Here is a 22006-nt window from a genome sequence, read left to right on the forward strand (position 1 = left end):
CGCCCCTACCCTGCGCCGTATGCGTACATGGGGCGAAGAAGAGGTGGAGCAGGCCGTCGCGGGCGCCGTGGCGCTGCTGAGGACGGCGACGGACCGGGACTGGGACCGGGCGACGGCCGGGCGGCTTGAGTGGAGCTGCCGACGGACGGCCGAGCACATCGCGAGCGATCTCCTCGCGTACGCCGGGCAGTTGACCGGGCGGGCGCAGAGCGCCTACGTCCCCTTCGGGATCACCCTCGACGAGGGCACCAAAAACGCGGACGTCCTGGACGTGATCGGGACGACCGGCGCCCTGCTCACCGCCGCCGTCCGCACCACCCCGCGCGAGGTCCGGGCCTTCCACCCGTACCCCTTCCGCAGCGCGAACCGCGAGGGCTTCGCCGCAATGGGTGTCGCCGAGGTACTGCTGCACACGCACGACATCGCGACCGGCCTGAACCTGGACTACGAGCCGCCCGCCGAGCTGTGCGAGGACGTGCTGACCCGGCTCTTCCCGCACGTCCAGCCGGGCTCCGCGCCCTGGGCGACGCTGCTGTGGGCCACCGGCCGCGGCGACCTCCCCGGCCGCCCGCCGGTCACCGAGTGGCGCTGGAGCAACCCGCCGGCCATTCCCGCCGGCCGGCTCACCCTGGAGGGTGTCACCCCCGCCGCCGCCCGCGATCTGAGCGCCGGCGGTGACGGCGGGTTCACGTGGGCCGAGGGCGGCCCCTACGAGGGAACGCGGGACGCCGCCGGGATGACCGTGAAGGCGTACGAGGCCGGGGTGCACCGGCCCGAGTGGGGGATGTTCGTGCTGGTGCGGCAGGAGGACGGCCGCGCGGTCGGCGGGATGGGCTTCCACGGTGTGCCCGACGAGGAGGGAAGCGCGGAGGTCGGTTACGACCTCGCCGTGTCCGCCCGCGGCCACGGCTACGCGACCGAGGCACTGCGCGCGCTGTCGGCCTGGGCACTGTCCCGGGACGGCCTGCGGATGCTGATCGCGACCGTGGACCGGCACAACGTGCCCTCCCAACGCGTCCTGACCCGCGCCGGGTTCGTCGCCGTCAGTGAGGGCGAGGAGGAGATCTCCTACGAACTCCGGCCCTGAACATGGCGCTTGGGGCAGCGCAGCCCGGCGGCGTACAGCAGCCGCACGACCTCGCGGCTGCTGACCTCGACCGCGCCGGCCGTCACCGCGTCGGCGTACCGGTGGGAGGGCAGGTCGTAGTGGTCCCGCTCGAAGGCCCGGCGGGGCACACCCAACCCCTCTGCGAACGTGTGCAGTTCGTCGTAGGAGACATCACTGACCAGGTGGGACCACATACGGCCGTGGCCCGGCCAGGACGGCGGGTCGATGTAGAGGGTCACGGCGCGGCCGCCCGGCGCGGCGCCGTCACGACGTCGTGCTCCGGCCGGTCGCCTCCGCGAGGGCGCCCACCGCCGCCACCTTCACGCCCGCCTTGGCGCACACCCAGTGCGGGTCGGGCCCGAGTTCCGGCTCGACGTCCAGCGCGTGCGGGTCGCCGTAGCCGCACACCGGGCACAACGGCCAGCGGCCGTACCTCTCCAGGAGCGCGTCCTGGACGTCCTGCGCGACCAGACCCGCGACGTACCGCGCGCCTTCCGGCCACTGCTCCACCCACCAGCGGCGCTGGACGACGGAGTCCTCCACGAGCGAGACCACGTCCGCGTCGGCGACCTCGCCGGCGACCAGGTCGGCGAGCACCAGGGCGCGGGCGGCATGCAGGGCCTGCTCCAGGGGGCTGATGGGTTCCATGCCCCCCATTGTCACCCGGAAGTCACGGACCCGCCGTCGGTGACCGATCACGCACCGACGGCGGGTCACTCATCGACGGCGGATCGCTCACCGGAAGAGGGCCGTCAGCGACGTAAAGGGACCCTTGACGCGCGCAAGGCCGTAAAGGCACCCTTTACACGTGACCGATTCCCTCCCCCTCACTTCCCTGAGCGCGCGGCTCGCCGAGCACGCCTCGGCCATGGCCTCGGCGGCGGGCAGCCCGTTGGCCGCACCGGACTACCTCGAACTGGTCCGGCGCGCCCAGGAGATCGACGCCCTGGCCGGACAGGTGCTGAAGCTCTGCGTGCAGCAGAGCCGGGACGCGGGCCACACCTGGCAGGAGGTCGGGGACCTGCTCGGAGTCACCCGCCAGGCCGCCTTCCAGCGGTTCGGCAAGCCCATCGACCCCCGAACGGGAGAACCCATGGACAAGACAGTGCTCATGACCGACGCCGCGGAGCGCGCCCTCGAAATCTTCACGGCCGTCCTCGAAGGCCGGATGGACGACGCCCGGCCGTCCTTCAACGCCGAGGTCCTGGCGGCCTTCACCGACGAGGTGCGGGGCAACGCCCTGGCCACCGTGGCCGGCCTGGTCGGCGCGTTCGAGGGCTTCGGCGACGGCGAGCCGTTCGTCCGCCGCATCGGCGACCACACCGTGGTCGACATCCCGCTGCGCTACGAGACCGGTGAGATGAAGGCCAGGGTCGCCTTCGACATGGACGAGAAGGTCGGCGGAATGCACATCCTCCCGCCCGAGACTCCGTGACGGCCGGGACACCCGGGACGCCCTGATCCGGCCGCTCCGCCTCCCCTTCTCCTCCCCGCAGCTCTTCTCCCCGCAGCCAGACCGCCCACAGAAAGACTGTCCCGTGCTTGCCTCCACCCTCCATGCCTCGGACATCCCCTGGGCCGCGATCGCGCCCCTGCTGGTCGCCGAACTCGCCCTCCTCGTGTACTGCCTCGTCGACGTCGCGCGGCACCGGAACACGCGTCACCTGCCCCGCTGGGCCTGGGTGCTGATCTGCCTGTGTGTGAACCCCCTGGGCCCGATCGCCTACCTGGTGGCGGGGCGGAGCGAGAACCGATGAACGGGTCGGCCGTGGTCACCGCGGGCCTGGTGCGCGACTACGGGAACGGCGCGGGGCTGCACGGAGTGGACCTGGAGGTGCCGCGCGGCGGTGTCTACGGTCTGGTGGGCCCGAACGGCGCGGGCAAGACCACGCTGCTGTCCATCGTGGCCGGTCTGCGCCGCTCCGACGCGGGCGAGGTCCGGCTGTCGATCGACGCGGGACGGATCGGGGTCTGCCCCGACACCCCCGAGTTCGAACCCTGGCTCACCGCGGCGGAGGTGGTGCGCCAGTCCCGCGGTCTGGCCGCGCGTGACGGGCGCCGCCGCCGCGGCGGTACGAAGCACGACCACGGCTCGGACGCCCCCGACCCGGTCGCGGCCGTTCTCGCCGAGGTCGGCCTGACCGAGGCGGCCGGCCGGCGTACGGGCGGCTTCTCGCGCGGGATGAAGCAACGGCTTGGCCTCGCCGTGGCGTTGGCGCTGGACCCCGAGCTGCTGATCCTCGACGAGCCGTCCAGCGCGCTCGACCCGTCCGGGCGGGCGGAGGTCCTGTCCCTGGTCGCCGGGCTCGGCCGGACCCGCACCGTGATCTTCTCCAGCCATGTCCTGGCGGACGTCCAGCGGGTCGCCGACACGGTGGGCGTGCTCGACCGGGGCAGGCTCCTGTTCCAGGGGCCGGTACGCGATCTGATCGACCGGTTCCTCCAGCCGGCCTGGGAGGTGCGGCTGCGCGGGGGCGGCGAGCAGCGGCTGGCCGAACTGCTGCGGCAGCAGGACTGGGTCACCTCGGTGACGGTGAACTCGGACGGGTCCGTGCGCGTCGAGGCGGCGAGCACGGCGGTCGGTGAGCGCCGGCTGCCCAAGGCGATCGCCGAGGCGGACGCCGCTCTGATCAGCCTGCACCCCGTCGACGCCGACCTGGAGGCCGCGTTCCTCGCCCTGACCGGCGGACGGCAGGGACGGGACGCGGAGCACGGGCGGGACGGACAGGACATGAAGGACGGCCAGCGGGACGCGGATCGGACGGGTGCGGCGTGAACGAGCTTTCGCTGTGGCGGGTGGAGTGGCTCCGGCTGCTGCGCACCAAGAGACTGATCGCACTGCTGGGCGTCTTCGTGCTCTTCGGGTTCGCCGGGCCGCTGCTCGCCCGGTACTCCGGGGAGCTGCTGAACCACGCCGGAAGCTCGGGCCAACGGGTGAAGATCGTCTTTCCGCCCCCGGTCCCGGCGGACGGTGTGGTCCAGTACGTGGGCAACGCGCTCGGGATCGGCCTGATCGTGACCGTCGTCGTGGCGGCGTACGCGTGCTCGATCGACGCCGGGACCGCCCTGTCGGTCTTCTACCGCACGCGCGCCCGGCGCTTCGGCGATCTGCTGGTGCCGAGGTTCGCGGTCAGCGCCGCCGGAGCCGTGGGCGGCTACCTGGCCGGGCTGCTCGCCGCCTGGTACGAGACGGCCGTCCTGCTGGGGAATCCCGGTACGGCGGCCATGGGCAGGACCGCGCTCGTCGGTTCGGTGTACCTGGTGTTCGCCGTGGCGGTCACGGCACTGGCCGCGACGCTGGCGCGCAGCACGCTCGGCACCGTCGGGTACGCGCTGCTCGTGCTGTTCACGCTCCCGCTGCTCGGGGCGGTGCCGCGGGTGTCGCGCTGGCTCCCGACCGAGCTGACGCGGGCGCCGGACGCGTTCCTGCGGCACACGGCGATCGACGAGGCGCAACGGGCCCTGGCCGTCGCCGTGGTGCTGGCGCTCGGCTGCCTGGCGGCGGCGATCCTGCGCGGCGCGCGCAAGGAGGTGCGCTGACGTCCGCGTCCGGCCTTCGGGCCTCTGCTCGCGGCCTTGACCCCGCGACCGTACGGAAAATACCTTTCATCGTGTGACCCAGGACGTGAAGGAAATTTTCGCAGGCGTGGGCGCCCCGGGCCTCACGCCCCCCGCCCCCGCCGCCCTCGCGGCCAAGGTGCGCACGCTCGCGCCCTCGATGACCCGCTCCATGCAGCGGGTCGCCGAGGCCGTCGCCGCCGACCCGGCCGGCTGCGCGGCCCTCACGGTCACCGGCCTCGCCGAACTCACCGGCACCAGCGAGGCGACCGTCGTCCGCACCGCCCGCCTGCTGGGCTATCCGGGTTACCGGGACCTGCGCCTGGCCCTCGCGGGCCTGGCCGCCCAGCAGCAGTCGGGGCGCGCGCCCGCCATCACGACCGACATCGCGGTGGACGACCCCATCGCCGACGTCGTCGCCAAGCTCGCCTACGACGAGCAGCAGACCCTGGCCGACACCGCCGCAGGGCTCGACACCATCCAGCTCGGCGCGGCCGTCACCGCGCTGGCCGCCGCCCGCCGCACCGACGTCTACGGCATCGGCGCCTCCGGACTGGTCGCCCAGGACCTCACCCAGAAACTGCTGCGCATAGGGCTGGTCGCCCACGCGCACAGCGACCCGCACCTCGCCGTCACCAACGCGGTGCAACTGCGCGCGGGGGACGTGGCGATCGCCATCACCCACTCGGGTTCGACCGGGGACGTGATCGAACCGCTGCGGGTGGCCTTCGAACGCGGCGCGACCACCGTCGCCATCACCGGCCGGCCCACCGCGCCCGTCACGCAGTACGCCGATCACGTCCTGACCACCTCCACGGCCCGCGAGAGCGAGCTGCGCCCGGCGGCGATGTCCTCCCGGACCAGCCAACTGCTCGTGGTGGACTGCCTGTTCGTCGGCGTAGCACAGCGGACGTACGAAACAGCGGCGCCCGCGCTCGCCGCGTCCTACGAGGCGCTCGCCCACCGGCACAGCCCGCGGGGCGGGACCCACCGCTCGTAGCGTTCGCCGCGCTCGCGACGCTCGTAGCCGAGAACCGAACAAGCCCGGATCCGCACGGTCAGCCGTACCGCATCGCACGAGAGAGCCGCCCCCTCATGACCTCCACGCCCCACTACCGCGAGCTGCGCTCCGAGTTGGAGTCGCTGACGACCGAGGCGTTCCGCCCCGAGCTGGCGGAGATCGACCGGCTGCCGACGCTGGAGATCGCCCGGCTGATGAACGCCGAGGACACCACCGTGCCCACCGCAGTGGCCGAGCGGCTGCCGCAGATCGCCGCCGCGATCGACGCGGTGGCCGAGCGGATGGCGCGCGGCGGCCGGCTGGTCTACGCCGGCGCGGGCACCGCCGGACGGCTGGGGGTCCTGGACGCCTCGGAGTGCCCGCCGACCTTCAACACCCGCCCCTCCCAGGTCGTCGGGGTGATCGCGGGCGGCCCGCAGGCCATGGTGACCTCGGTCGAGGGCGCCGAGGACTCCAAGGAGCTGGCGGCAGAGGCGCTCGACGCCCTCGGTCTCACGCCGGACGACACGGTGGTGGGTGTCTCCGCCTCCGGCCGCACCCCCTACGCCATCGGCGCGGTGGAGCACGCCCGCGCCCTGGGCGCCCTGACCGTCGGCCTGTCCTGCAACGCGAACAGCGCGCTGGCGGCCGCCGCCGAGCACGGCATCGAGGTCGTCGTCGGCCCCGAGCTGCTGACCGGCTCCACCCGTCTGAAGGCCGGCACGGCGCAGAAGCTGGTCCTCAACATGCTCTCGACGATCACGATGATCCGGCTGGGCAAGACCTACGGAAACCTGATGGTCGACGTACGGGCCTCCAACGACAAGCTCCGCGCCCGCTCCCGGCGCATCGTCGCCCTGGCCACGGGCGCGCCGGACGACGACATCGAACAGGCCCTCGCGGCCGCGGACGGCGAGGTGAAGACCGCCATCCTCACCCTCCTCACCGACCTCGACGGCCCCACGGCGACCCGCCTCCTGGAGCAGTCCGACGGCCATCTGCGCGCGGCACTGGAGCGGGCGAAGGACTGAGCCCGGCGGGCCTGTGACCAGCGGCGGGAGCGCATGGACGGACCGGGGGCTCCCCCACCGGCCGGGGCGCCCTACGCTGGAGGACACCATGAACCACGCCCAGCTCACCGCCCTCGGGCGGGCACTGCGTCTGCTCGGCGAGCACGGCGAGGCGCTCTCCGCCGAGACGCCCGACGCCAGGCTCCACGAGGTCAAGGCGGACCTCCGGCGCGCTCTCGACCTGCTGGACGAGACCGTCACGACGGCCGCGCCCGCCACCCGGTGCCCCGAGCATCCGAACGGGCCCGTCGACGAGAGCGCGCCCGACCTGTGTCTGCTGTGCGAGACCCGGCGCCGGGCCGCCCGCCGCTCCGAGGTCGACGGGGCGTACGCCTCGTACGCGCGCCGCGCCGCCGGGCCCGCCGCCTCCGCCCCGTCCCGCTACGGCGTCCGCGAGGACCGGCCGCAGCCCCAGCAGCGGTGGCTGCCGGAGCTGTGGAACGGGCGGGAGTGGCAGTTGTGCGGGACCCCGCGCCGGGACCGGCGCGAGGCCGAGCTGTTCATCGCCGCCCGGCGCCGGGCCCCGCGCGCCGCGCCCGCCTACCGGCTCGTGCACGAGTTCACGGACTACGAGGTGGTGCGGATCTGGGGCCATCCGGCGCGGACCGACATCGAACCCATGAGCAACCCGGCCAACCCGGCCAACCCGGGCAACCCCGGCAACCCCGGCAACCCCGGCAACCCGTAGGGCGTGGGGCCGGTGCCTACGGCACCTTCGCCCCGGCGGGCGCGGGCTCACCGGCCGCCGCCGGCTCCCCCGGCCCCGCGGGGCGCGGGCGCGGGATGAAGGACGCGACCAGGAATCCGAGCAGCGCGGCGCCGCCGCCCACGGCGAGGACCGTGCGGAAGCCGTTCTCGGAGGGCAGCTGGTAGGGGCCGAACGCGGTGGTCATGTGGGACAGGACCACGCCCGCGACCGCGCTGGCGACCGACGTGCCGATCGAGCGCATCAGGGTGTTGAGGCTGTTCGCCGCGCCCGTCTCGGAGGCGGGGACGGCGCTCATGATGAGCGCGGGCATCGAGCCGTAGGTGAAGCCGATACCGGCGCCGATCACGCAGGACGTCAGGACGAAGTGCCAGACCTCGCTCATCAGGGCGATGTTGAGGCCGTAGCCGGCGGCCACGATCAGCGCGCCGATCATCAGCGTCACCTTGGGGCCCCTGGTCCGCGAGATGATCGCCGACACCGGGGCGACGGCCATCATCACCAGGCCGGAGGGCGCCATGACCAGGCCGGACGCCAGCAGCGACCTGCCGAGGCCGTAGCCGGTCTGCTCGGGCAGTTGCAGCAGCTGCGGGATGACCAGGGACATCGAGAACATCGCGAAGCCGATGGCCACCGAGGCGAGGTTGGTCACCAGCACCTGGCGGCGGGCCGTGGTGCGCAGGTCCACCAGGGGCTCCTCGACGCGCAGTTCGAAGAGGCCCCAGACGACCAGGACCACGACCGCCGCCGCGAGCAGGCCCAGGGTCGTGCCGCTGCCCCAGCCCCAGTCGGCGCCCTTGGAGATCGCCAGCAGCAGGCAGACCAGGCCCACCGCCATACCGATCGCGCCGGGAAGGTCGAAGCGGCCGCCGGTGCGCACCGCCGACTCGGGCACGAAGCCCAGCACCAGTGCCGCCGCCACGACGCCCAGGCCGGCCGAGACCCAGAACAGCATGTGCCAGTTGAGGTTCTCGGCGATCAGCGCGGCGGCGGGCAGTCCGAGGGCGCCGCCGACACCGAGCGAGGCACTGATCATCGCGGTCGCCGAACCGAGCCGCTCGGCGGGCAGTTCGTCGCGCATGATGCTGATGCCGAGCGGGATGACGCCGGAGGCGAGGCCCTGCAGGGCCCGGCCGACGATCATTGGCGTCAGTGAGTCGCTCAGCGCGGCCGTGACCGAGCCGGCCACCAGCATGGCCAGGCTCAGCAGGAGCATGCGGCGCTTGCCGTACATGTCGCCGAGGCGGCCCATGACCGGGGTGGCCACGGCCGCGGCGAGCAGCGTGGCGGTGACGGCCCAGACGGTGTCCGACGCCGAGGCGTGCAGGAGCTGGGGCAGCTCGGGAATGATCGGGATCACCAGGGTCTGCATCAGCGAGACCACGATGCCGCCGAAGGCGAGTACGGCCACGACGGCGTTGGGCCGGGGCGCGGATTGCCCGGCCGCGGCGGGCCGTGCGAGTGCGTCGGACATGAAGGAAGGTCTCCGTCGGAGAGCAGGTGTACTTGACTCAGGCAACTTTAATTGGACTTGATTGACTTAAGCAAGTGAAAATCCCGCCGGGAAGGCCCCCGGACAGAGTCAGGACGGCCCGCCGGGCCGAAGAGACACAGAAAAAGGGGCGGCGCCCGCCCTCAGGCAGCCGCCGCCCCCGCGACTCGGCTCAGCTCAGCTCAGCGTCTCCAGCGCCGCCGCGTCGTACGGCTTCAGCTCGTCGAAGCGGCCGCCGAGGACCTTCGCCGCCCACTCGGGGTCCTGGAGCAGAGCGCGGCCCACGGCCACCAGGTCGAACTCGTCGCGCTCCAGCCGGTCCAGCAGGTTGTCGAGGCTGCCGAGTTCCGCGCCCTCACCCTTGAACGCCTTGATGAAGTCGCCGTCCAGACCCACCGAGCCGACGGTGATGGCCTGCTTGCCCGTCAGCTTCTTCGTCCAGCCCGCGAGGTTGAGGTCCGAGCCCTCGAACTCCGGCATCCAGTGGCGGCGCGTGGAGGCGTGGAAGACGTCCACCCCGGCCGCGGCGAGCGGCGACAGGATCGCCTCCAGCTCCTCGGGCGTCTCGGCCAGACGGGCGTCGTAGGCCCCCGACTTCCACTGGGAGTACCGGAAGAGGACCGGGAAGCCGGGCGAGACGGACGCGCGCACCGCCGCCACGATCTCCGCCGCGAACTTCGTACGGGCCACCGCGTCGCCGCCGTAGGCGTCGGTGCGGCGGTTGGTGCCCGCCCAGAGGAACTGGTCGAGCAGGTAGCCGTGGGCGCCGTGCAGTTCCACGCCGTCGAAGCCGATGCGCTCCGCGGCGGCGGCCGCCTCGGCGAACGCGCCGATGACGTCGTCCAGGTCGGTCCGCGTCATCGCCCTGCCGGTCACCTCGGACTCGCCGATGCGCAGCCCGGAGGGGCCCACGGCGGGCGCCTCGGGGAACGGCTGCTGGCCCGGCTTGCGGACCATGCCGATGTGCCAGAGCTGGGGCACGATCGTGCCGCCCGCCGCGTGCACGGCCTCGGCGACCTTCGCCCAGCCTGCGAGCTGCTCCTCGCCGTGGAAGCGCGGCACGCGGTCGCTCTGCCCGGCCGAGTCGTGCCCCACGTAGGTGCCCTCGGTGACGATCAGGCCGACACCTGCGGCGGCGCGGCGGGCGTAGTACGACAGCACGTCCTCGCCGGGGACGCCGCCCGGCGAGAACATCCGGGTCATCGGCGCCATCACGATCCGGTTGGGGACGGTGAGGCCGTTCAGCGTGACGGGGCGGGAGAGGATCTCGGCCGCGCGGGACGCGGACCCGGATTCGGAAGCGGTGACGGTCACGGTGGGGGGCTCCTCGAAATCGTGTCAGGTACCGGCTGGCACGCACGCACGCCGGCCGGGCACCGGCGTCAACTGCCCCACCGGCCACGACATTCCACCGATCCACTCCTGTGACCCGGAACACGCCCGAGGGCGGCACCCCCTGTCTCCAGGGAGTACCGCCCTCGGTACGTGAAGGACGGATCCGATCCTTTGAGGGATCAGAAGTCCATGTCACCGCCCGGCATGCCGCCGCCGGCCGGCGCGCCGGCCTTCTCCGGCTTGTCGGCGATGACGGCCTCGGTGGTGAGGAACAGCGCGGCGATGGAGGCGGCGTTCTGCAGCGCGGAACGGGTCACCTTCGCCGGGTCGATGATGCCCTCGGCGATCATGTCGACGTACTCGCCGGTGGCGGCGTTCAGACCGTGGCCGACGGCCAGGTTGCGCACCTTCTCCACGACGACGCCGCCCTCGAGACCACCGTTGACGGCGATCTGCTTCAGCGGGGCCTCCAGGGCGAGCTTCACGGCGTTGGCGCCGGTCGCCTCGTCACCCTCGAGCTCCAGCTTGTCGAAGACGCTGGTGGACTGCAGCAGAGCCACGCCACCACCGGCGACGATGCCCTCCTCGACGGCCGCCTTGGCGTTGCGCACGGCGTCCTCGATGCGGTGCTTGCGCTCCTTGAGCTCCACCTCGGTGGCGGCACCGGCCTTGATGACCGCGACACCGCCGGCGAGCTTCGCCAGGCGCTCCTGCAGCTTCTCGCGGTCGTAGTCCGAGTCGCTGTTCTCGATCTCGGCGCGGATCTGGTTCACCCGGCCGTTGACCTGCTCGGAGGAGCCGGCACCGTCGACGATGGTGGTCTCGTCCTTGGTGATGACGACCTTGCGGGCGCGGCCGAGGAGGTCCACGGTCGCGTTCTCCAGCTTGAGGCCGACCTCCTCGGAGATGACCTCGCCGCCCGTGAGGATGGCGATGTCGCCGAGCATGGCCTTGCGGCGGTCGCCGAAGCCCGGGGCCTTGACGGCGACGGACTTGAAGGTGCCGCGGATCTTGTTGACGACCAGGGTCGACAGGGCCTCGCCCTCGACGTCCTCGGCGATGATCAGCAGCGGCTTGCCCGACTGCATGACCTTCTCCAGGAGCGGGAGCAGGTCCTTGACCGAGGAGATCTTGGAGTTGGCGATGAGGATGTACGGGTCCTCGAGCGACGCCTCCATGCGCTCCATGTCGGTCGCGAAGTAGGCGGAGATGTAGCCCTTGTCGAAGCGCATGCCCTCGGTGAGCTCGAGCTCGAGCCCGAAGGTCTGCGACTCCTCGACGGTGATGACGCCTTCCTTGCCGACCTTGTCCATGGCCTCGGCGATGAGCTCGCCGATCTGGGTGTCGGCGGCGGAGATGGAGGCGGTGGAGGCGATCTGCTCCTTGGTCTCGACCTCCTTGGCCTGGTCGAGCAGGGCGGCGGAGACGGCCTCGACGGCGCGCTCGATACCGCGCTTCAGGGCCATCGGGTTGGCACCGGCGGCGACGTTGCGCAGGCCTTCCTTGACCAGGGCCTGGGCGAGCACGGTCGCGGTGGTCGTACCGTCACCGGCGACGTCGTCCGTCTTCTTGGCGACTTCCTTGACCAGCTCGGCGCCGATCTTCTCGTACGGGTCCTCGAGCTCGATCTCCTTGGCGATGGAGACACCGTCGTTGGTGATCGTGGGGGCACCCCACTTCTTCTCGAGGACGACGTTGCGGCCCTTGGGGCCGAGGGTCACCTTGACGGCGTCCGCGAGCTGGTTCATGCCGCGCTCGAGGCCTCGCCGCGCCTCCTCGTCGAACGCGATGATCTTGGCCATGTGAAGTGGTCCCTCCAGGACTGGGGGTGATTCCTTCGGACCGCGCCCGCGCCCGCGACGGACGGCCCCGGCCTGAGGTGGTTCCTTGCCCCACCTGGCCCGTGGCCTCACCGACTCGGTCCTTCGTTGTCACTCTCACCTTCAGAGTGCTAACGCCAATGATTAGCACTCGACCCCTTCGAGTGCAAGCGCCTTCGGGGGGTCGGCGGGCAGTCAGCCGCGCGCGGACACCGCCGGGCCGGCCCGGCGAGGGAGCGGCGCACGGAGGCCGGCACACCCGGACGGCGCGCGGGCACAGCGAAGGGCCCGCACCCCGGCAGCGGAGGTGCGGGCCCTTCCGAAGAAGAACGTCGCTTGCGGTGGTCGCGCGATTCAGGCCGTGACGCGGACCATGTCGGCCTGCGGACCCTTCTGGCCCTGCGAGATCTCGAACTCGACCCGCTGGCCCTCTTCCAGCGTGCGGTAGCCGTCCATCTGGATCGCGCTGTAGTGGACGAAGACGTCCGCACCACCGTCGACCGCGATGAAGCCGTACCCCTTCTCCGCGTTGAACCACTTGACGGTGCCCTGAGCCATGCCTAACTCCCCTATTACTGGCCCTTGCACAGATCCACACTTCGCGGACCCGGGTCAGACCTCACCCCCCGTGAATCGGGGGCGTGCGCCGGAACGCGTCGACCGCGGCCGAATGTATCTGCCCAACTGCCCTCTGCAACAGGTCAATCGGACGAGAAATCTGGACGCACACGGTCCGGAATATAGGAAGAATTCACGCGAATTCAGGGCAATTCGGGCCCCACGAACAAGGCAAATACCGCAAAAGGCTCGCAGACTTTGGCTACTTCTTACCGGGCCCGCGGCAGGATTCCATGGCCCCGGATTCCGATTCCGAGGGCGCGTTCCCCAACTCTACCGCGTTCAATCACACAGAATTGCCCCCTCCGTATCTCTTACGGAAGGGGCAACCCGGTGAACTCTGCGTGACCGGAATTACCGAAGGTAATGATCAGCCGCCGGCGACCGCGGGGATGATCGAGACGCCCGCGCCGTCCGGAGTGGCCGTCTGAAGGCCCTGCTCGAACCGGACGTCGTCGTCGTTGACGTACACGTTGACGAAGCGGCGCAGCTTGCCCTGGTCGTCCAGGACCCGGGCCGCGATGCCCGTGTGGTTCTTCTCCAGGTCCGAGATGACGTCGGACAGGGTCGCGCCCTCGGCGCTCACCTCGGCCCGCCCGCCGGTGTAGGTGCGCAGGATGGTGGGGATGCGGACGGTCACGCTCATGCCAGGCCAGCCTCTCGGAAGGAGTCCAGGGTCGGACGGATCGTCGCGGTCAGGCCGGTGCCGGCCACCGCGTCCAGGGTCTTCAGCCCGTCGCCGGTGTTGAGGACGACGGTCGTCTTCGTCGGGTCGAGGACGCCGTTCTCGACCAGCTTCCTCGTCACGCCGACCGTCACACCGCCCGCGGTCTCGGCGAAGATGCCCTCGGTCCGCGCCAGCAGCTTGATCGCGTCGACGACCTGCTCGTCGGTCACGTCCTCCACCGCGCCGCCGGTACGGCGCGCGATGTCCAGGACGTACGGGCCGTCGGCCGGGTTGCCGATGGCCAGGGACTTGGCGATCGTGTTCGGCTTCTGCGGCCGCACGACGTCGTGGCCGGCCTTGAAGGCGGTGGACACCGGCGAGCAGCCCTCGGCCTGGGCGCCGAAGATCTTGTACGGCTTGTCCTCGACCAGCCCCAGCTCGATCAGCTCCCGCAGGCCCTTGTCGACCTTGGTGAGCTGGGAGCCCGAGGCGATCGGGACGACGATCTGGTCCGGCAGCCGCCAGCCGAGCTGCTCGCAGATCTCGTACGCCAGCGTCTTGGAGCCCTCGGCGTAGTACGGCCGCAGGTTGACGTTGACGAAGCCCCAGCCCTCGCCGGCCGGATCGCCGATCAGCTCGGAGCAGAAGCGGTTCACGTCGTCGTAGTTGCCCTCGATGCCGACGAGTTCGCCGCCGTAGATCGCGGCCATCACGATCTTGCCCTGCTCCAGGTCGTGCGGGATGAACACGCAGGAGCGCAGTCCGGCACGGGCGGCCGCGGCGCCGACGGCACCGGCCAGGTTGCCGGTCGAGGAGCAGGAGAGCGTGGTGAAGCCGAAGGCGCGGGCCGCCTCCAGCGCCTGGGCGACCACGCGGTCCTTGAAGGAGTGCGTCGGGTTGCCGGAGTCGTCCTTCACGTACAGCCCGCCGGTCACGCCCAGTTCACCGGCGAGGCGGTCGGCCCGGACGAGCTTGGTCCAGCCCGGGTTCAGGTTCGGCTTGCCGGCGACGTCCGCGGGGACGGGCAGCAGCGGCGCGTAGCGCCAGATGTTCGCGGGGCCCGCTTCGATCCGCTTGCGCAGCTCCTCGGTGTCGTAGGCCGAGAAGTCGTAGGCGATCTCCAGCGGGCCGAAACACTCCTCGCAGGCGAAGACCGGGCCGAGAGGGACGCGGTGACCGCACTCGCGACAGCTCAGTGCCGCGGCGGGGCCGAGGTCCACGGTGGAATCGGTGCTGCTTGCAACAGTCTGCACAGCCATGTGAGGCGAGGCCCTTTCTCCTCATCTTCCTCACGACGCATCTCGCCGTGAGACGGATTTGGCACCTTCCCTAGCCGGGAGCCTCGCGAAGACGATCGGCTGTGCGCGCACAGCAGTCGATACGAGAACCGGCTGGAGGGTTGCCGGGGCTTCATCGGGCCGTGTCCCTCTGCCCCTCTGGATGAGCTGTATTCGGTTGTGAGGCGGAGGTGACCCCCGGCATGGGATGGTCGTCCGCGTTGTTCAAGACTGTAACGGAAGGCCAGGACGGCGGAGACGGTCGTCCGAACCGCGAGACGACACCGCGAGACGACAGTCGCGGGACGACAGTGAGGAGCCGCTGACCGTGCTGGAAGAAGTCGAGCGCTGGCTGGCCACCCGCTCCTGGTCCGTCGCCGACCGGTCGCTGCACCAGATCCTGGCGGCCAAGCAGCGCACCGGTCAGTCGGTCTCCGTGGTGCTGCCCGCGCTGAACGAGGAGGCGACGGTCGGCGACATCGTCGCGGTGATCCGCCGCGACCTGGTGGAGCGGGCGCCGCTCGTCGACGAGATCGTCGTCGTCGACTCGGGCTCCACCGACCGCACCTTCGAGGTGGCCGCCGCCGCGGGCGCCCGGGTGGTGCGCCGCGACGAGATCCTGCCGCGTCTGCCCGCGGTGCCGGGCAAGGGCGAGGTGCTGTGGCGCTCCCTGCTCGTCACCCGCGGGGACGTCATCTGCTTCGTCGACGCCGATCTGCGGGAGTTCTCCTCCGACTTCGTCACCGGCATCGTGGGCCCGCTGCTCACCGAACGGGACGTCGACCTGGTCAAGGCGATGTACGACCGTCCCTTCACCGTGCCCGGCCAGGACGCCTCCGCCTCGGCCGCCGCCGGGCAGGGCGGACGGGTCACCGAGCTGATGGCGCGCCCGCTGCTCAACATGCACTGGCCGCAGCTCGCCGGCTTCGTGCAGCCGCTCGGCGGCGAGTACGCGGCCCGCCGCTCACTCCTCGAACAGCTGCCCTTCCCGGTCGGCTACGGCGTCGAGCTGGGCATGCTGGTCGACGCGCTGCACCTGGTGGGCCTGGACGCGCTCGCGCAGGTCGACGTCGGGGTGCGCAGGCACCGGCACCAGGACGGGCAGGCGCTCGGCAGGATGGCCGCCGCGATCTACCGCACCGCCCAGCTCCGCCTGGCCCGCGGCCATCTCGTGCGCCCCCGGCTCACCCAGTTCGAGCGCGGCGAGAACGGCTTCGAGCCGCGGACGCACCCCGTGGACACCGAAGAGCGTCCGCCGATGGCCGAGGTCGCGGAGTACGCGGCCCGGCAGGTGGCGTGAAACACCGGCCTCGCCCGCTTTCCGGCGGCTACGAAGCGGAACCGTACGTTTGAGCGTTTCGGGGCCGGGCTAGGTTGAGGCTTATGGCTTCTACGCACGGTGCCGAGGTGCTGGTCGCGTCCAATCGCGGCCCGGTTTCGTATCAGGTGCGCGAGGACGGCTCGCTCCACTCCCGGCGCGGAGGCGGAGGGCTGGTGTCCGGACTCTCCGCGATCGGCCCGGAGGCGGGGGCGGTGTGGGTGTGCGCCGCGCTGAGTGACGCCGACCGGGAGGCGGCGGGCCGCTTCGAGGGCGGGCGCCGGCTGCCGTCGGAGGCGACCGGCGGGCAGCAGGTGCGGATGCTCGACATCGACGCGCGGGTCTTCTCCGACGCCTACAACGGCATCGCCAACTCGGTGCTGTGGTTCGTCCACCACATGCTGTACCAGACGCCGCTGGAGCCGGTCTTCGACGCCGGGTTCCGGCGCCTGTGGAAGTCCTACGAGGCCTACAACCTGGCCTTCGCCGAGGCGCTCGCGGAGGAGGCGGCCGAGGGGGCGGCCGTGGTGGTGCAGGACTACCACCTGACGCTCGTGCCGGGGATGCTGCGCGATTTCCGGCCCGATGTGCGCATCGGGCACTTCTCGCACACGCCGTGGGCGCCGGCGGACTACTTCCGGATCCTCCCCGACGACATCGCCGAGCAGGTGCTGCGCGGAATGCTGGGCGCGGACCGGCTGGGCTTCCTCACCCAGCGGTGGGCCGACGCGTTCGCCGGGTGCTGCGACGCGCTCGTCGGCGGGCTCGGGGGCACCCGGATCGGGGTGCACGGGCTGGGCGCGGACGCGGAGTTCCTGCGGGAGCGGTCGCACCGGGCCGACGTCGAGGAGCGGATGGCGGCGCTGCGCGAGGAGATCGGCACCGGACCGGACGGTGGCCCCCGCCGGACGATCGTGCGGGTGGACCGGACCGAGCTGTCCAAGAACATCGTGCGGGGGCTGCACGCGTACCGGGAGCTGCTGGAGGAGCGCCCGCAGTGGCGCGAGCGGGTGGTGCACGTGGCGTTCGCCTACCCCTCGCGGCAGGACCTCGCGGTGTACCGGGAGTACACGGAACAGGTGCGGCGGGTGGCCGAGGAGATCAACGCCCGGTACGGGACGCCCGGCTGGACCCCCGTCCTGCTGCACGTGGAGGACGACTTCGCGCGGTCGCTCGCGGCGTACCGGATCGCCGACGTGGCGCTGGTCAACCCCATCCGGGACGGGATGAACCTGGTCGCCAAGGAGGTGCCGGTCGTCTCCGACTCGGGGTGCGCGCTGGTGCTGTCGCGGGAAGCGGGGGCGTATGCCGAGCTGGGCGAGGACGCGGTCGTCGTCAATCCGTACGACGTGGTGGGGACGGCCGGGGCACTGCACCGGGCGCTGAACATGCCGGGTTCCGAGCGGGCGGAGCGGACGAAGCGGCTGGCCGCGGCCGCGACCGCGCTGCCGCCCGCCCAGTGGTTCCTGGACCAGCTCCAGGAACTGGGCGGCTGAGCGGACGGGCGGCTACGCCAGGCGGTCCGCCAGGTTCCTCAGCAGTGCCACCACCCCGGCGGGGCCGTCCACCACGAGGTCGGCCCGCCGCGACACCTCGGTGACCTCCGTACTGCCACTGCAGACCAGGACGCCCGGGACTCCGTCCGAGCGGAGCTCGTCGACCGCCGCGAAGGCCGGGAGGTCGCCCAGGTCGTCGCCCGCGTACAGGACCGACGTGGCGCCCAGGTCGCGGGCGCAGTCCAGGAGGGCGACGCCCTTGTCCATGCCCGGGGGACGCAGTTCGAGGACCATGCGGCCGGGCTCGACGATCAGCCCGTGGCGGGCGGCCAGGCCGGCGAGGGGTTCGCGCAACGCCTCGAACGCGGCCTGCGGGTCGTCCGCGCGGCGGGTGTGGACGGCGACCGAGCGGCCCTTCTCCTCGATCCAGGCGCCGTGCCCGGCGCCGGTCCGGTCGAGGAGGCCGGGCAGTTCGGCGCGGACGGCGGCGACGCCGGGGTGCGGGGGCGGGGCGGTGAGCGTGCCCGTGGCGGCGTCCCAGCGCTCGGCTCCGTAGTGGCCGAGGACGACCAGGTGCTCCAGGCCGGGTACGCCCGCGAAGCCGCCGTGGCGCACCGCGACGCCGGGCGGGCGGCCGGTGACCACCGCGACGGCGGCCACCTTCGGGGCGAGCGCGGCGAGCGCGGGCACGGCGTCCGGGTGGGCGCGGGCCTGGTCGGGGTCGGGGACGATCGGCGCGAGCGTCCCGTCGAAGTCGAGCGCGATCAGCGCGCGCTCGGGCCGGGCGAGGATCGTGGCGAGCCCGTCCCGCCCCGCCCGGGTGGCGGGCGTCGGCAGGGAGGAGACGGAGGCGGTCGAGTCGGCGGAGTGACGGTCCTGACTACCCATGAGGCGAACCTATCCCTCCGGGACCCGGCGCACTCCTCCGCCGGGCACGGGTCTCGACGCTCGGACGGGTTCAGCGCTCGGCGCGGCGGGTCTCGCGGACACGGCGGAGGCGGTTCACCGTGACCGGGTCGTGGGCGAGGGCGCGGGTGTCGTCGAGGAGGGCGTTGAGGAGCTGGTAGTAGCGGACCGGTGACAGACCGAGCTCCTCGCGTATCGCGCGCTCCTTCGCGCCGGGCCCGGTGAAGCCGCGGCGCTCCAGGGCGAGGATGCCCCGCTCCCTGCACCCGAGCCCCTGCTCCTCGTCGTCGTCCATACCAGGCACCGTAGCCTCCGCCACCGACAGCGGCCTTCCCCGGGCCCGCCCGCACCGTTCCGGCCGTCCCGGCGTCACCAAGTGGACACAATTGGTCTGCACCAAGTAAGTGGACTAGACCTCTCCCGGTCGACGGTCCACACTGTTCCACGTGAAACACGTCATCGCTCTCGATGTGGGCGGCACCGGGATGAAGGCCGCCCTGGTCGCCGCCGACGGCTCCCTGCTGCACCGGGCCCGCCGGGCGACCGGTCGCGAGCGCGGGCCGGACGCCGTCGTCGAGGGCATCCTCGACTTCGCCGCGGCGCTGCGCGCCCACGGCGTCCAGCACCTGGGGCAGGAGGCGGCCGCGGCCGGCGTCGCCGTCCCCGGCATCGTCGACGAGGAGCGCGGCATCGCCGCCTACGCGGCCAACCTCGGCTGGCGTGACGTCCCCCTGCGCGATCTGCTCGCCGAGCGGCTCGGCGCCCCCGTCGCCCTGGGCCACGACGTGCGCACCGGCGGGCTGGCCGAGGGCCGGATCGGGGCGGGCAGGGGCGCGGACCGGTTCCTCTTCGTGCCGCTGGGCACCGGAATCGCGGGCGCCATCGGCATCGACGGCCGGGTGGAGGCGGGCGCGCACGGCTTCGCGGGCGAGATCGGCCACATCGTCGTTCGCCCCGGAGGCCTGGACTGCCCGTGCGGGCAGCGCGGCTGCCTGGAGCGGTTCGCCTCCGCGTCGGCGGTCAGCCAGGCATGGGCCGAGGCGTGCGGGGACCCGGACGCGGACGCGGCGGACTGCGCCAAGGCCGTGGAGTCCGGGGACGCCGGGGCACAAACGGTCTGGCAGGAGGCGGTGGACGCGCTCGCCGACGGGCTGGTCACCGCGCTCACCCTGCTGGACCCGCGCACGCTGATCATCGGCGGCGGGCTCGCCGAGGCGGGCGAGACGCTGTTCGCGCCGCTGCGCGAGGCGGTCCAGCGCCGCGTCACCTTCCAGAAGCTGCCGTTGATCGTCCCCGCGGCCCTGGGGGACACCGCCGGCTGCCTGGGCGCGGGGCTCCTGGCCTGGGACCTGCTCAACACTTCTACGACTTCTCCGGAGGTAACCGCCTGATGGCCCCCAGCAAGGTTCTGACCGGAGCCCGGGTGGTGCTGCCCACCGGGATCGTGGACGGCGGCCGTGTGATCGTCGACGGCACGCGGATCGCCGGCGACGCCCGGGAGGACGCCGAGACCCTCGACGTGCGCGGGCACTGGCTGGTCCCCGGCTTCGTCGACATCCACAACCACGGCGGAGGCGGCGCCTCCTTCTCCGGCACGGCCGACGACGTACTGACCGCCGTCCGCACCCACCGGGAGCACGGCACCACCACCCTGGTCGCCTCGACCGTCACCGACGACATGGGCCTCCTCGTCAAGCAGGCGGGGCTGCTGTCGGAACTCGCCGAGCAGGGCGAGATCGCGGGCGTCCACTTCGAGGGGCCGTTCATCTCGCCGTGCCGCAAGGGAGCGCACTCCGAGGAGCTGCTGCGCGCCCCGGACCCCGCCGAGGTGCGCAAGCTGATCGACGCCGCCCGCGGCCGGGCCAGGATGATGACCCTGGCCACCGAACTGCCCGGCGGCATCGACTCCGTACGGCTGCTCGCGGAGCACGGCGTGATCGCGGCGATCGGGCACACGGACGCGACGTACGAGCAGACGGTGGAGGCGATCGACGCCGGGGCCACCGTCGCCACCCATCTGTTCAACGCCATGCCGCCGCTGGGCCACCGCGCCCCCGGCCCGATCGCGGCCCTGCTGGAGGACGAGCGGGTCACGGTCGAGCTGATCAACGACGGAGTGCATCTGCACCCCGCCGCCCTGGAGCTGGCGTTCCACCACGCGGGCGCACAGCGGGTCGCCTTCATCACCGACGCCATGGACGCCGCCGGGGCCGGCGACGGCCGCTACCTGCTCGGCCCGCTCCAGGTCGAGGTCGCGGACGGCGTGGCACGACTGGTGGAGGGCGGCTCGATCGCGGGCTCGACCCTGACCCTGGACCGGGCGTTCCGCCGGGCGGTGACCGTCGACCGGCTGCCCGTCACGGACGTGGTCGCCGCGCTGTCCGCCAATCCGGCCCGGCTGCTCGGGATGGACGACCGGGTGGGTTCCCTGGAACCCGGCAAGGACGCCGATCTCGTGCTGCTCGACGAGGACTTCGCCCTCAAGGGCGTGATGCGGCGGGGCGCCTGGGTGGTTGAGCCCCAACTGGGCTGATCCGTCCGTCTGTCCGGCCGCGGTGGCCGGTCCGCGGGGTGGGCGGCGGGGCTGTGTCTTTGGCATGATCGTGTCTTCGGAACTTCGCGGCGGACACGCGCTTACTCGGGGGAGGCCGGCCCGGTGATCCTCACGGTCACGCTGAACACCGCTCTCGACATCACCTATCGGGTGCCGTCCCTGCGGCCGCACACCACCCACCGGGTGTCCGAGGTGACCGAGCGCCCCGGCGGCAAGGGCGTCAACGTGGCCCGCGTGCTGGCGGCCCTCGGCCATGCGGTGACGGTCACCGGCTTCGCGGGCGGGGCAACCGGGCGCCAGGTGCGGGACCGGCTCGCGTCCGAGGCACCGGGCGTGGTGGACGCGCTGGTCCCGGTCGCGGGAGCGACCCGGCGCACCATAGCCGTCGTCGACGCGCGCACCGGCGACACCACCCAGCTCAACGAGCCGGGCCCGGTCGTCGGCCCCGCCGAGTGGTCCGCCTTCCAGAACGTGTACGAGGAGCTGCTCGGCTCGGTGTCGGCGGTGGCGCTGTGCGGCAGCCTGCCGCCCGGGCTGCCGGTGGGCGCGTACGCCGGCCTGATACGGACGGCGCGGGCGGCCGGGGTCCCCGTCCTGCTGGACACCAGCGGCGAGGCCCTGCGGCGGGGGGTGGCGGCCCGCCCCGACATCGTCAAGCCGAACGCCGACGAACTGGCCGAGCTCACCGGCTCCCACGAGCCGCTGCGTGCCACCCAGGACGCCCGCCGCCGCGGCGCCCGCGCGGTGGTCGCCTCCCTGGGCGCGGAGGGCCTGCTCGCGCACACCTCCGACGGCCTGTGGCGGGCCGCCCCGCCGACCCGCGTCCGAGGCAACCCGACCGGCGCCGGTGACTCGGCCGTGGCGGGCCTGCTGTCCGGCCTCGTGGAGCACCTGCCCTGGCCGGACCTCCTGGCCCGCGCGGTCGCCCTGTCCACGGCGACGGTCCTGTCCCCGGCGGCGGGCGAGTACGACTGCCGCTCCTACGAGGATCTGCTGGCGCGTGTCAGGGTGACGACGGAAATGACGGCGGCATAGCTCCGACGGCGGCCGGAAAAAGACAGCGGCCGCCCTCCGCTCCACG

At 72.5% G+C, this 22006-nt stretch carries 23 protein-coding genes and 1 riboswitch; of the genes, 13 read left to right on the top strand and 10 right to left on the bottom strand.

Going from position 1 to position 22006, the window contains the following annotated elements; all coding sequences use genetic code 11:
• Positions 1 to 19 precede the first annotated feature (19 nt).
• On the top strand, positions 20 to 1087 hold the full coding sequence (locus CG719_RS14460; protein ID WP_234375579.1) for a GNAT family N-acetyltransferase: 1068 nt from the start codon (positions 20 to 22) through the stop codon (positions 1085 to 1087).
• Here CG719_RS14460 and CG719_RS14465 read toward each other — a convergent pair.
• Both CG719_RS14465 and CG719_RS14470 read right to left on the bottom strand, forming a co-directional pair.
• Positions 1069 to 1347 (bottom strand): DUF4031 domain-containing protein, encoded by a 279-nt coding sequence (locus tag CG719_RS14465; protein WP_100569017.1) that lies wholly within the window; start codon positions 1345 to 1347, stop codon positions 1069 to 1071. The two genes, CG719_RS14460 and CG719_RS14465, sit on opposite strands and share 19 nt — an antisense overlap.
• 25 nt (positions 1348 to 1372) lie before the next feature.
• Positions 1373 to 1756: a hypothetical protein gene (locus tag CG719_RS14470; protein ID WP_100569018.1), complete on the bottom strand. Its 384-nt coding sequence runs from the start codon at positions 1754 to 1756 to the stop codon at positions 1373 to 1375.
• Positions 1757 to 1916: 160 nt separating this feature from the next.
• On the opposite strand from CG719_RS14470, the gene CG719_RS14475 reads away from it, so the two are divergent.
• The 7 genes from CG719_RS14475 (at position 1917) to CG719_RS14505 (ending at position 7424) form a co-directional block, all read left to right on the top strand.
• Positions 1917 to 2543 carry a DUF3887 domain-containing protein gene (locus CG719_RS14475; RefSeq protein ID WP_100569019.1) on the top strand — a complete coding sequence of 209 codons (627 nt, stop codon included), beginning with the start codon at positions 1917 to 1919 and terminating at the stop codon, positions 2541 to 2543.
• 103 nt (positions 2544 to 2646) lie between these two features.
• A complete protein-coding gene (locus CG719_RS14480) occupies positions 2647 to 2865 on the top strand; it encodes a PLD nuclease N-terminal domain-containing protein (protein WP_100569020.1) in 219 nt (72 codons plus the stop codon).
• Positions 2862 to 3884, top strand: a complete 1023-nt coding sequence (locus CG719_RS14485) for an ABC transporter ATP-binding protein (protein ID WP_100569021.1) — start codon at positions 2862 to 2864, stop codon at positions 3882 to 3884. The genes CG719_RS14480 and CG719_RS14485 overlap by 4 nt, the downstream gene beginning before the upstream one ends.
• Positions 3881 to 4648, top strand: coding sequence for a hypothetical protein (locus CG719_RS14490; protein ID WP_100569022.1), 768 nt, complete (start codon positions 3881 to 3883; stop codon positions 4646 to 4648). The genes CG719_RS14485 and CG719_RS14490 overlap by 4 nt, the downstream gene beginning before the upstream one ends.
• A 73-nt stretch (positions 4649 to 4721) precedes the next feature.
• The gene (locus tag CG719_RS14495; RefSeq protein WP_100569023.1) at positions 4722 to 5666 is read left to right on the top strand and encodes a MurR/RpiR family transcriptional regulator; all 945 of its coding nucleotides are present in this window, start codon (positions 4722 to 4724) and stop codon (positions 5664 to 5666) included.
• 95 nt (positions 5667 to 5761) lie between these two features.
• Positions 5762 to 6697 carry an N-acetylmuramic acid 6-phosphate etherase gene (gene murQ / locus CG719_RS14500; protein ID WP_100569024.1) on the top strand — a complete coding sequence of 312 codons (936 nt, stop codon included), beginning with the start codon at positions 5762 to 5764 and terminating at the stop codon, positions 6695 to 6697.
• Positions 6698 to 6785: 88 nt separating this feature from the next.
• The gene (locus CG719_RS14505) at positions 6786 to 7424 is read left to right on the top strand and encodes a hypothetical protein (protein WP_100569025.1); all 639 of its coding nucleotides are present in this window, start codon (positions 6786 to 6788) and stop codon (positions 7422 to 7424) included.
• Between the two features lie 16 nt (positions 7425 to 7440).
• On the opposite strand, the gene CG719_RS14510 is transcribed toward CG719_RS14505, so the two are convergent.
• The 6 genes from CG719_RS14510 to thrC all read right to left on the bottom strand — a co-directional run bounded on the left by CG719_RS14510 (position 7441) and on the right by thrC (position 14633).
• A complete protein-coding gene (locus CG719_RS14510; RefSeq protein WP_100569026.1) occupies positions 7441 to 8916 on the bottom strand; it encodes an MFS transporter in 1476 nt (491 codons plus the stop codon).
• Positions 8917 to 9111: 195 nt separating this feature from the next.
• Complete coding sequence (locus CG719_RS14515; RefSeq protein ID WP_100569027.1) at positions 9112 to 10248, bottom strand: NADH:flavin oxidoreductase; 1137 nt, start codon at positions 10246 to 10248, stop codon at positions 9112 to 9114.
• 200 nt (positions 10249 to 10448) lie between these two features.
• Positions 10449 to 12071, bottom strand: a complete 1623-nt coding sequence (groL, locus tag CG719_RS14520) for a chaperonin GroEL (RefSeq protein ID WP_100569028.1) — start codon at positions 12069 to 12071, stop codon at positions 10449 to 10451.
• 372 nt (positions 12072 to 12443) lie between these two features.
• On the bottom strand, positions 12444 to 12647 hold the full coding sequence (locus CG719_RS14525) for a cold-shock protein (protein ID WP_004986573.1): 204 nt from the start codon (positions 12645 to 12647) through the stop codon (positions 12444 to 12446).
• A gap of 430 nt (positions 12648 to 13077) precedes the next feature.
• Positions 13078 to 13353, bottom strand: coding sequence for a MoaD/ThiS family protein (locus tag CG719_RS14530; RefSeq protein WP_100569029.1), 276 nt, complete (start codon positions 13351 to 13353; stop codon positions 13078 to 13080).
• Positions 13350 to 14633, bottom strand: a complete 1284-nt coding sequence (gene thrC / locus CG719_RS14535) for a threonine synthase (protein WP_100569030.1) — start codon at positions 14631 to 14633, stop codon at positions 13350 to 13352. The genes CG719_RS14530 and thrC overlap by 4 nt, the downstream gene beginning before the upstream one ends.
• Positions 14634 to 14651: 18 nt before the next feature.
• A riboswitch (SAM riboswitch) is annotated at positions 14652 to 14821 on the bottom strand.
• Positions 14822 to 14979: 158 nt separating this feature from the next.
• Here thrC and CG719_RS14540 point away from each other — a divergent pair.
• The gene (locus CG719_RS14540) at positions 14980 to 15951 is read left to right on the top strand and encodes a glucosyl-3-phosphoglycerate synthase (protein WP_100569031.1); all 972 of its coding nucleotides are present in this window, start codon (positions 14980 to 14982) and stop codon (positions 15949 to 15951) included.
• An 83-nt stretch (positions 15952 to 16034) separates the two neighbouring features.
• The gene (locus tag CG719_RS14545) at positions 16035 to 17465 is read left to right on the top strand and encodes an alpha,alpha-trehalose-phosphate synthase (UDP-forming) (protein ID WP_100569032.1); all 1431 of its coding nucleotides are present in this window, start codon (positions 16035 to 16037) and stop codon (positions 17463 to 17465) included.
• A gap of 12 nt (positions 17466 to 17477) precedes the next feature.
• Here the strand turns inward: CG719_RS14545 and otsB are convergent, their stop codons facing one another.
• Together otsB and CG719_RS14555 are read right to left on the bottom strand one after the other, a co-directional pair.
• Positions 17478 to 18353 (bottom strand): trehalose-phosphatase, encoded by an 876-nt coding sequence (otsB, locus tag CG719_RS14550; protein WP_100569033.1) that lies wholly within the window; start codon positions 18351 to 18353, stop codon positions 17478 to 17480.
• Between the two features lie 70 nt (positions 18354 to 18423).
• Complete coding sequence (locus CG719_RS14555; protein ID WP_100569034.1) at positions 18424 to 18666, bottom strand: DUF3263 domain-containing protein; 243 nt, start codon at positions 18664 to 18666, stop codon at positions 18424 to 18426.
• Positions 18667 to 18817: 151 nt separating this feature from the next.
• On the opposite strand from CG719_RS14555, the gene CG719_RS14560 reads away from it, so the two are divergent.
• From CG719_RS14560 to CG719_RS14570, 3 genes are all read left to right on the top strand, one after another.
• On the top strand, positions 18818 to 19762 hold the full coding sequence (locus tag CG719_RS14560; RefSeq protein ID WP_100569035.1) for an ROK family protein: 945 nt from the start codon (positions 18818 to 18820) through the stop codon (positions 19760 to 19762).
• Positions 19762 to 20904, top strand: coding sequence for an N-acetylglucosamine-6-phosphate deacetylase (nagA, locus tag CG719_RS14565; protein ID WP_100569036.1), 1143 nt, complete (start codon positions 19762 to 19764; stop codon positions 20902 to 20904). The genes CG719_RS14560 and nagA overlap by 1 nt, the downstream gene beginning before the upstream one ends.
• A 123-nt stretch (positions 20905 to 21027) precedes the next feature.
• Positions 21028 to 21960, top strand: a complete 933-nt coding sequence (locus CG719_RS14570) for a 1-phosphofructokinase family hexose kinase (RefSeq protein ID WP_100569037.1) — start codon at positions 21028 to 21030, stop codon at positions 21958 to 21960.
• Positions 21961 to 22006: the final 46 nt, after the last annotated feature.

Source organism: Streptomyces sp. CB01373, assembly GCF_002803075.1.
Taxonomy (GTDB): Bacteria; Actinomycetota; Actinomycetes; order Streptomycetales; family Streptomycetaceae; genus Streptomyces.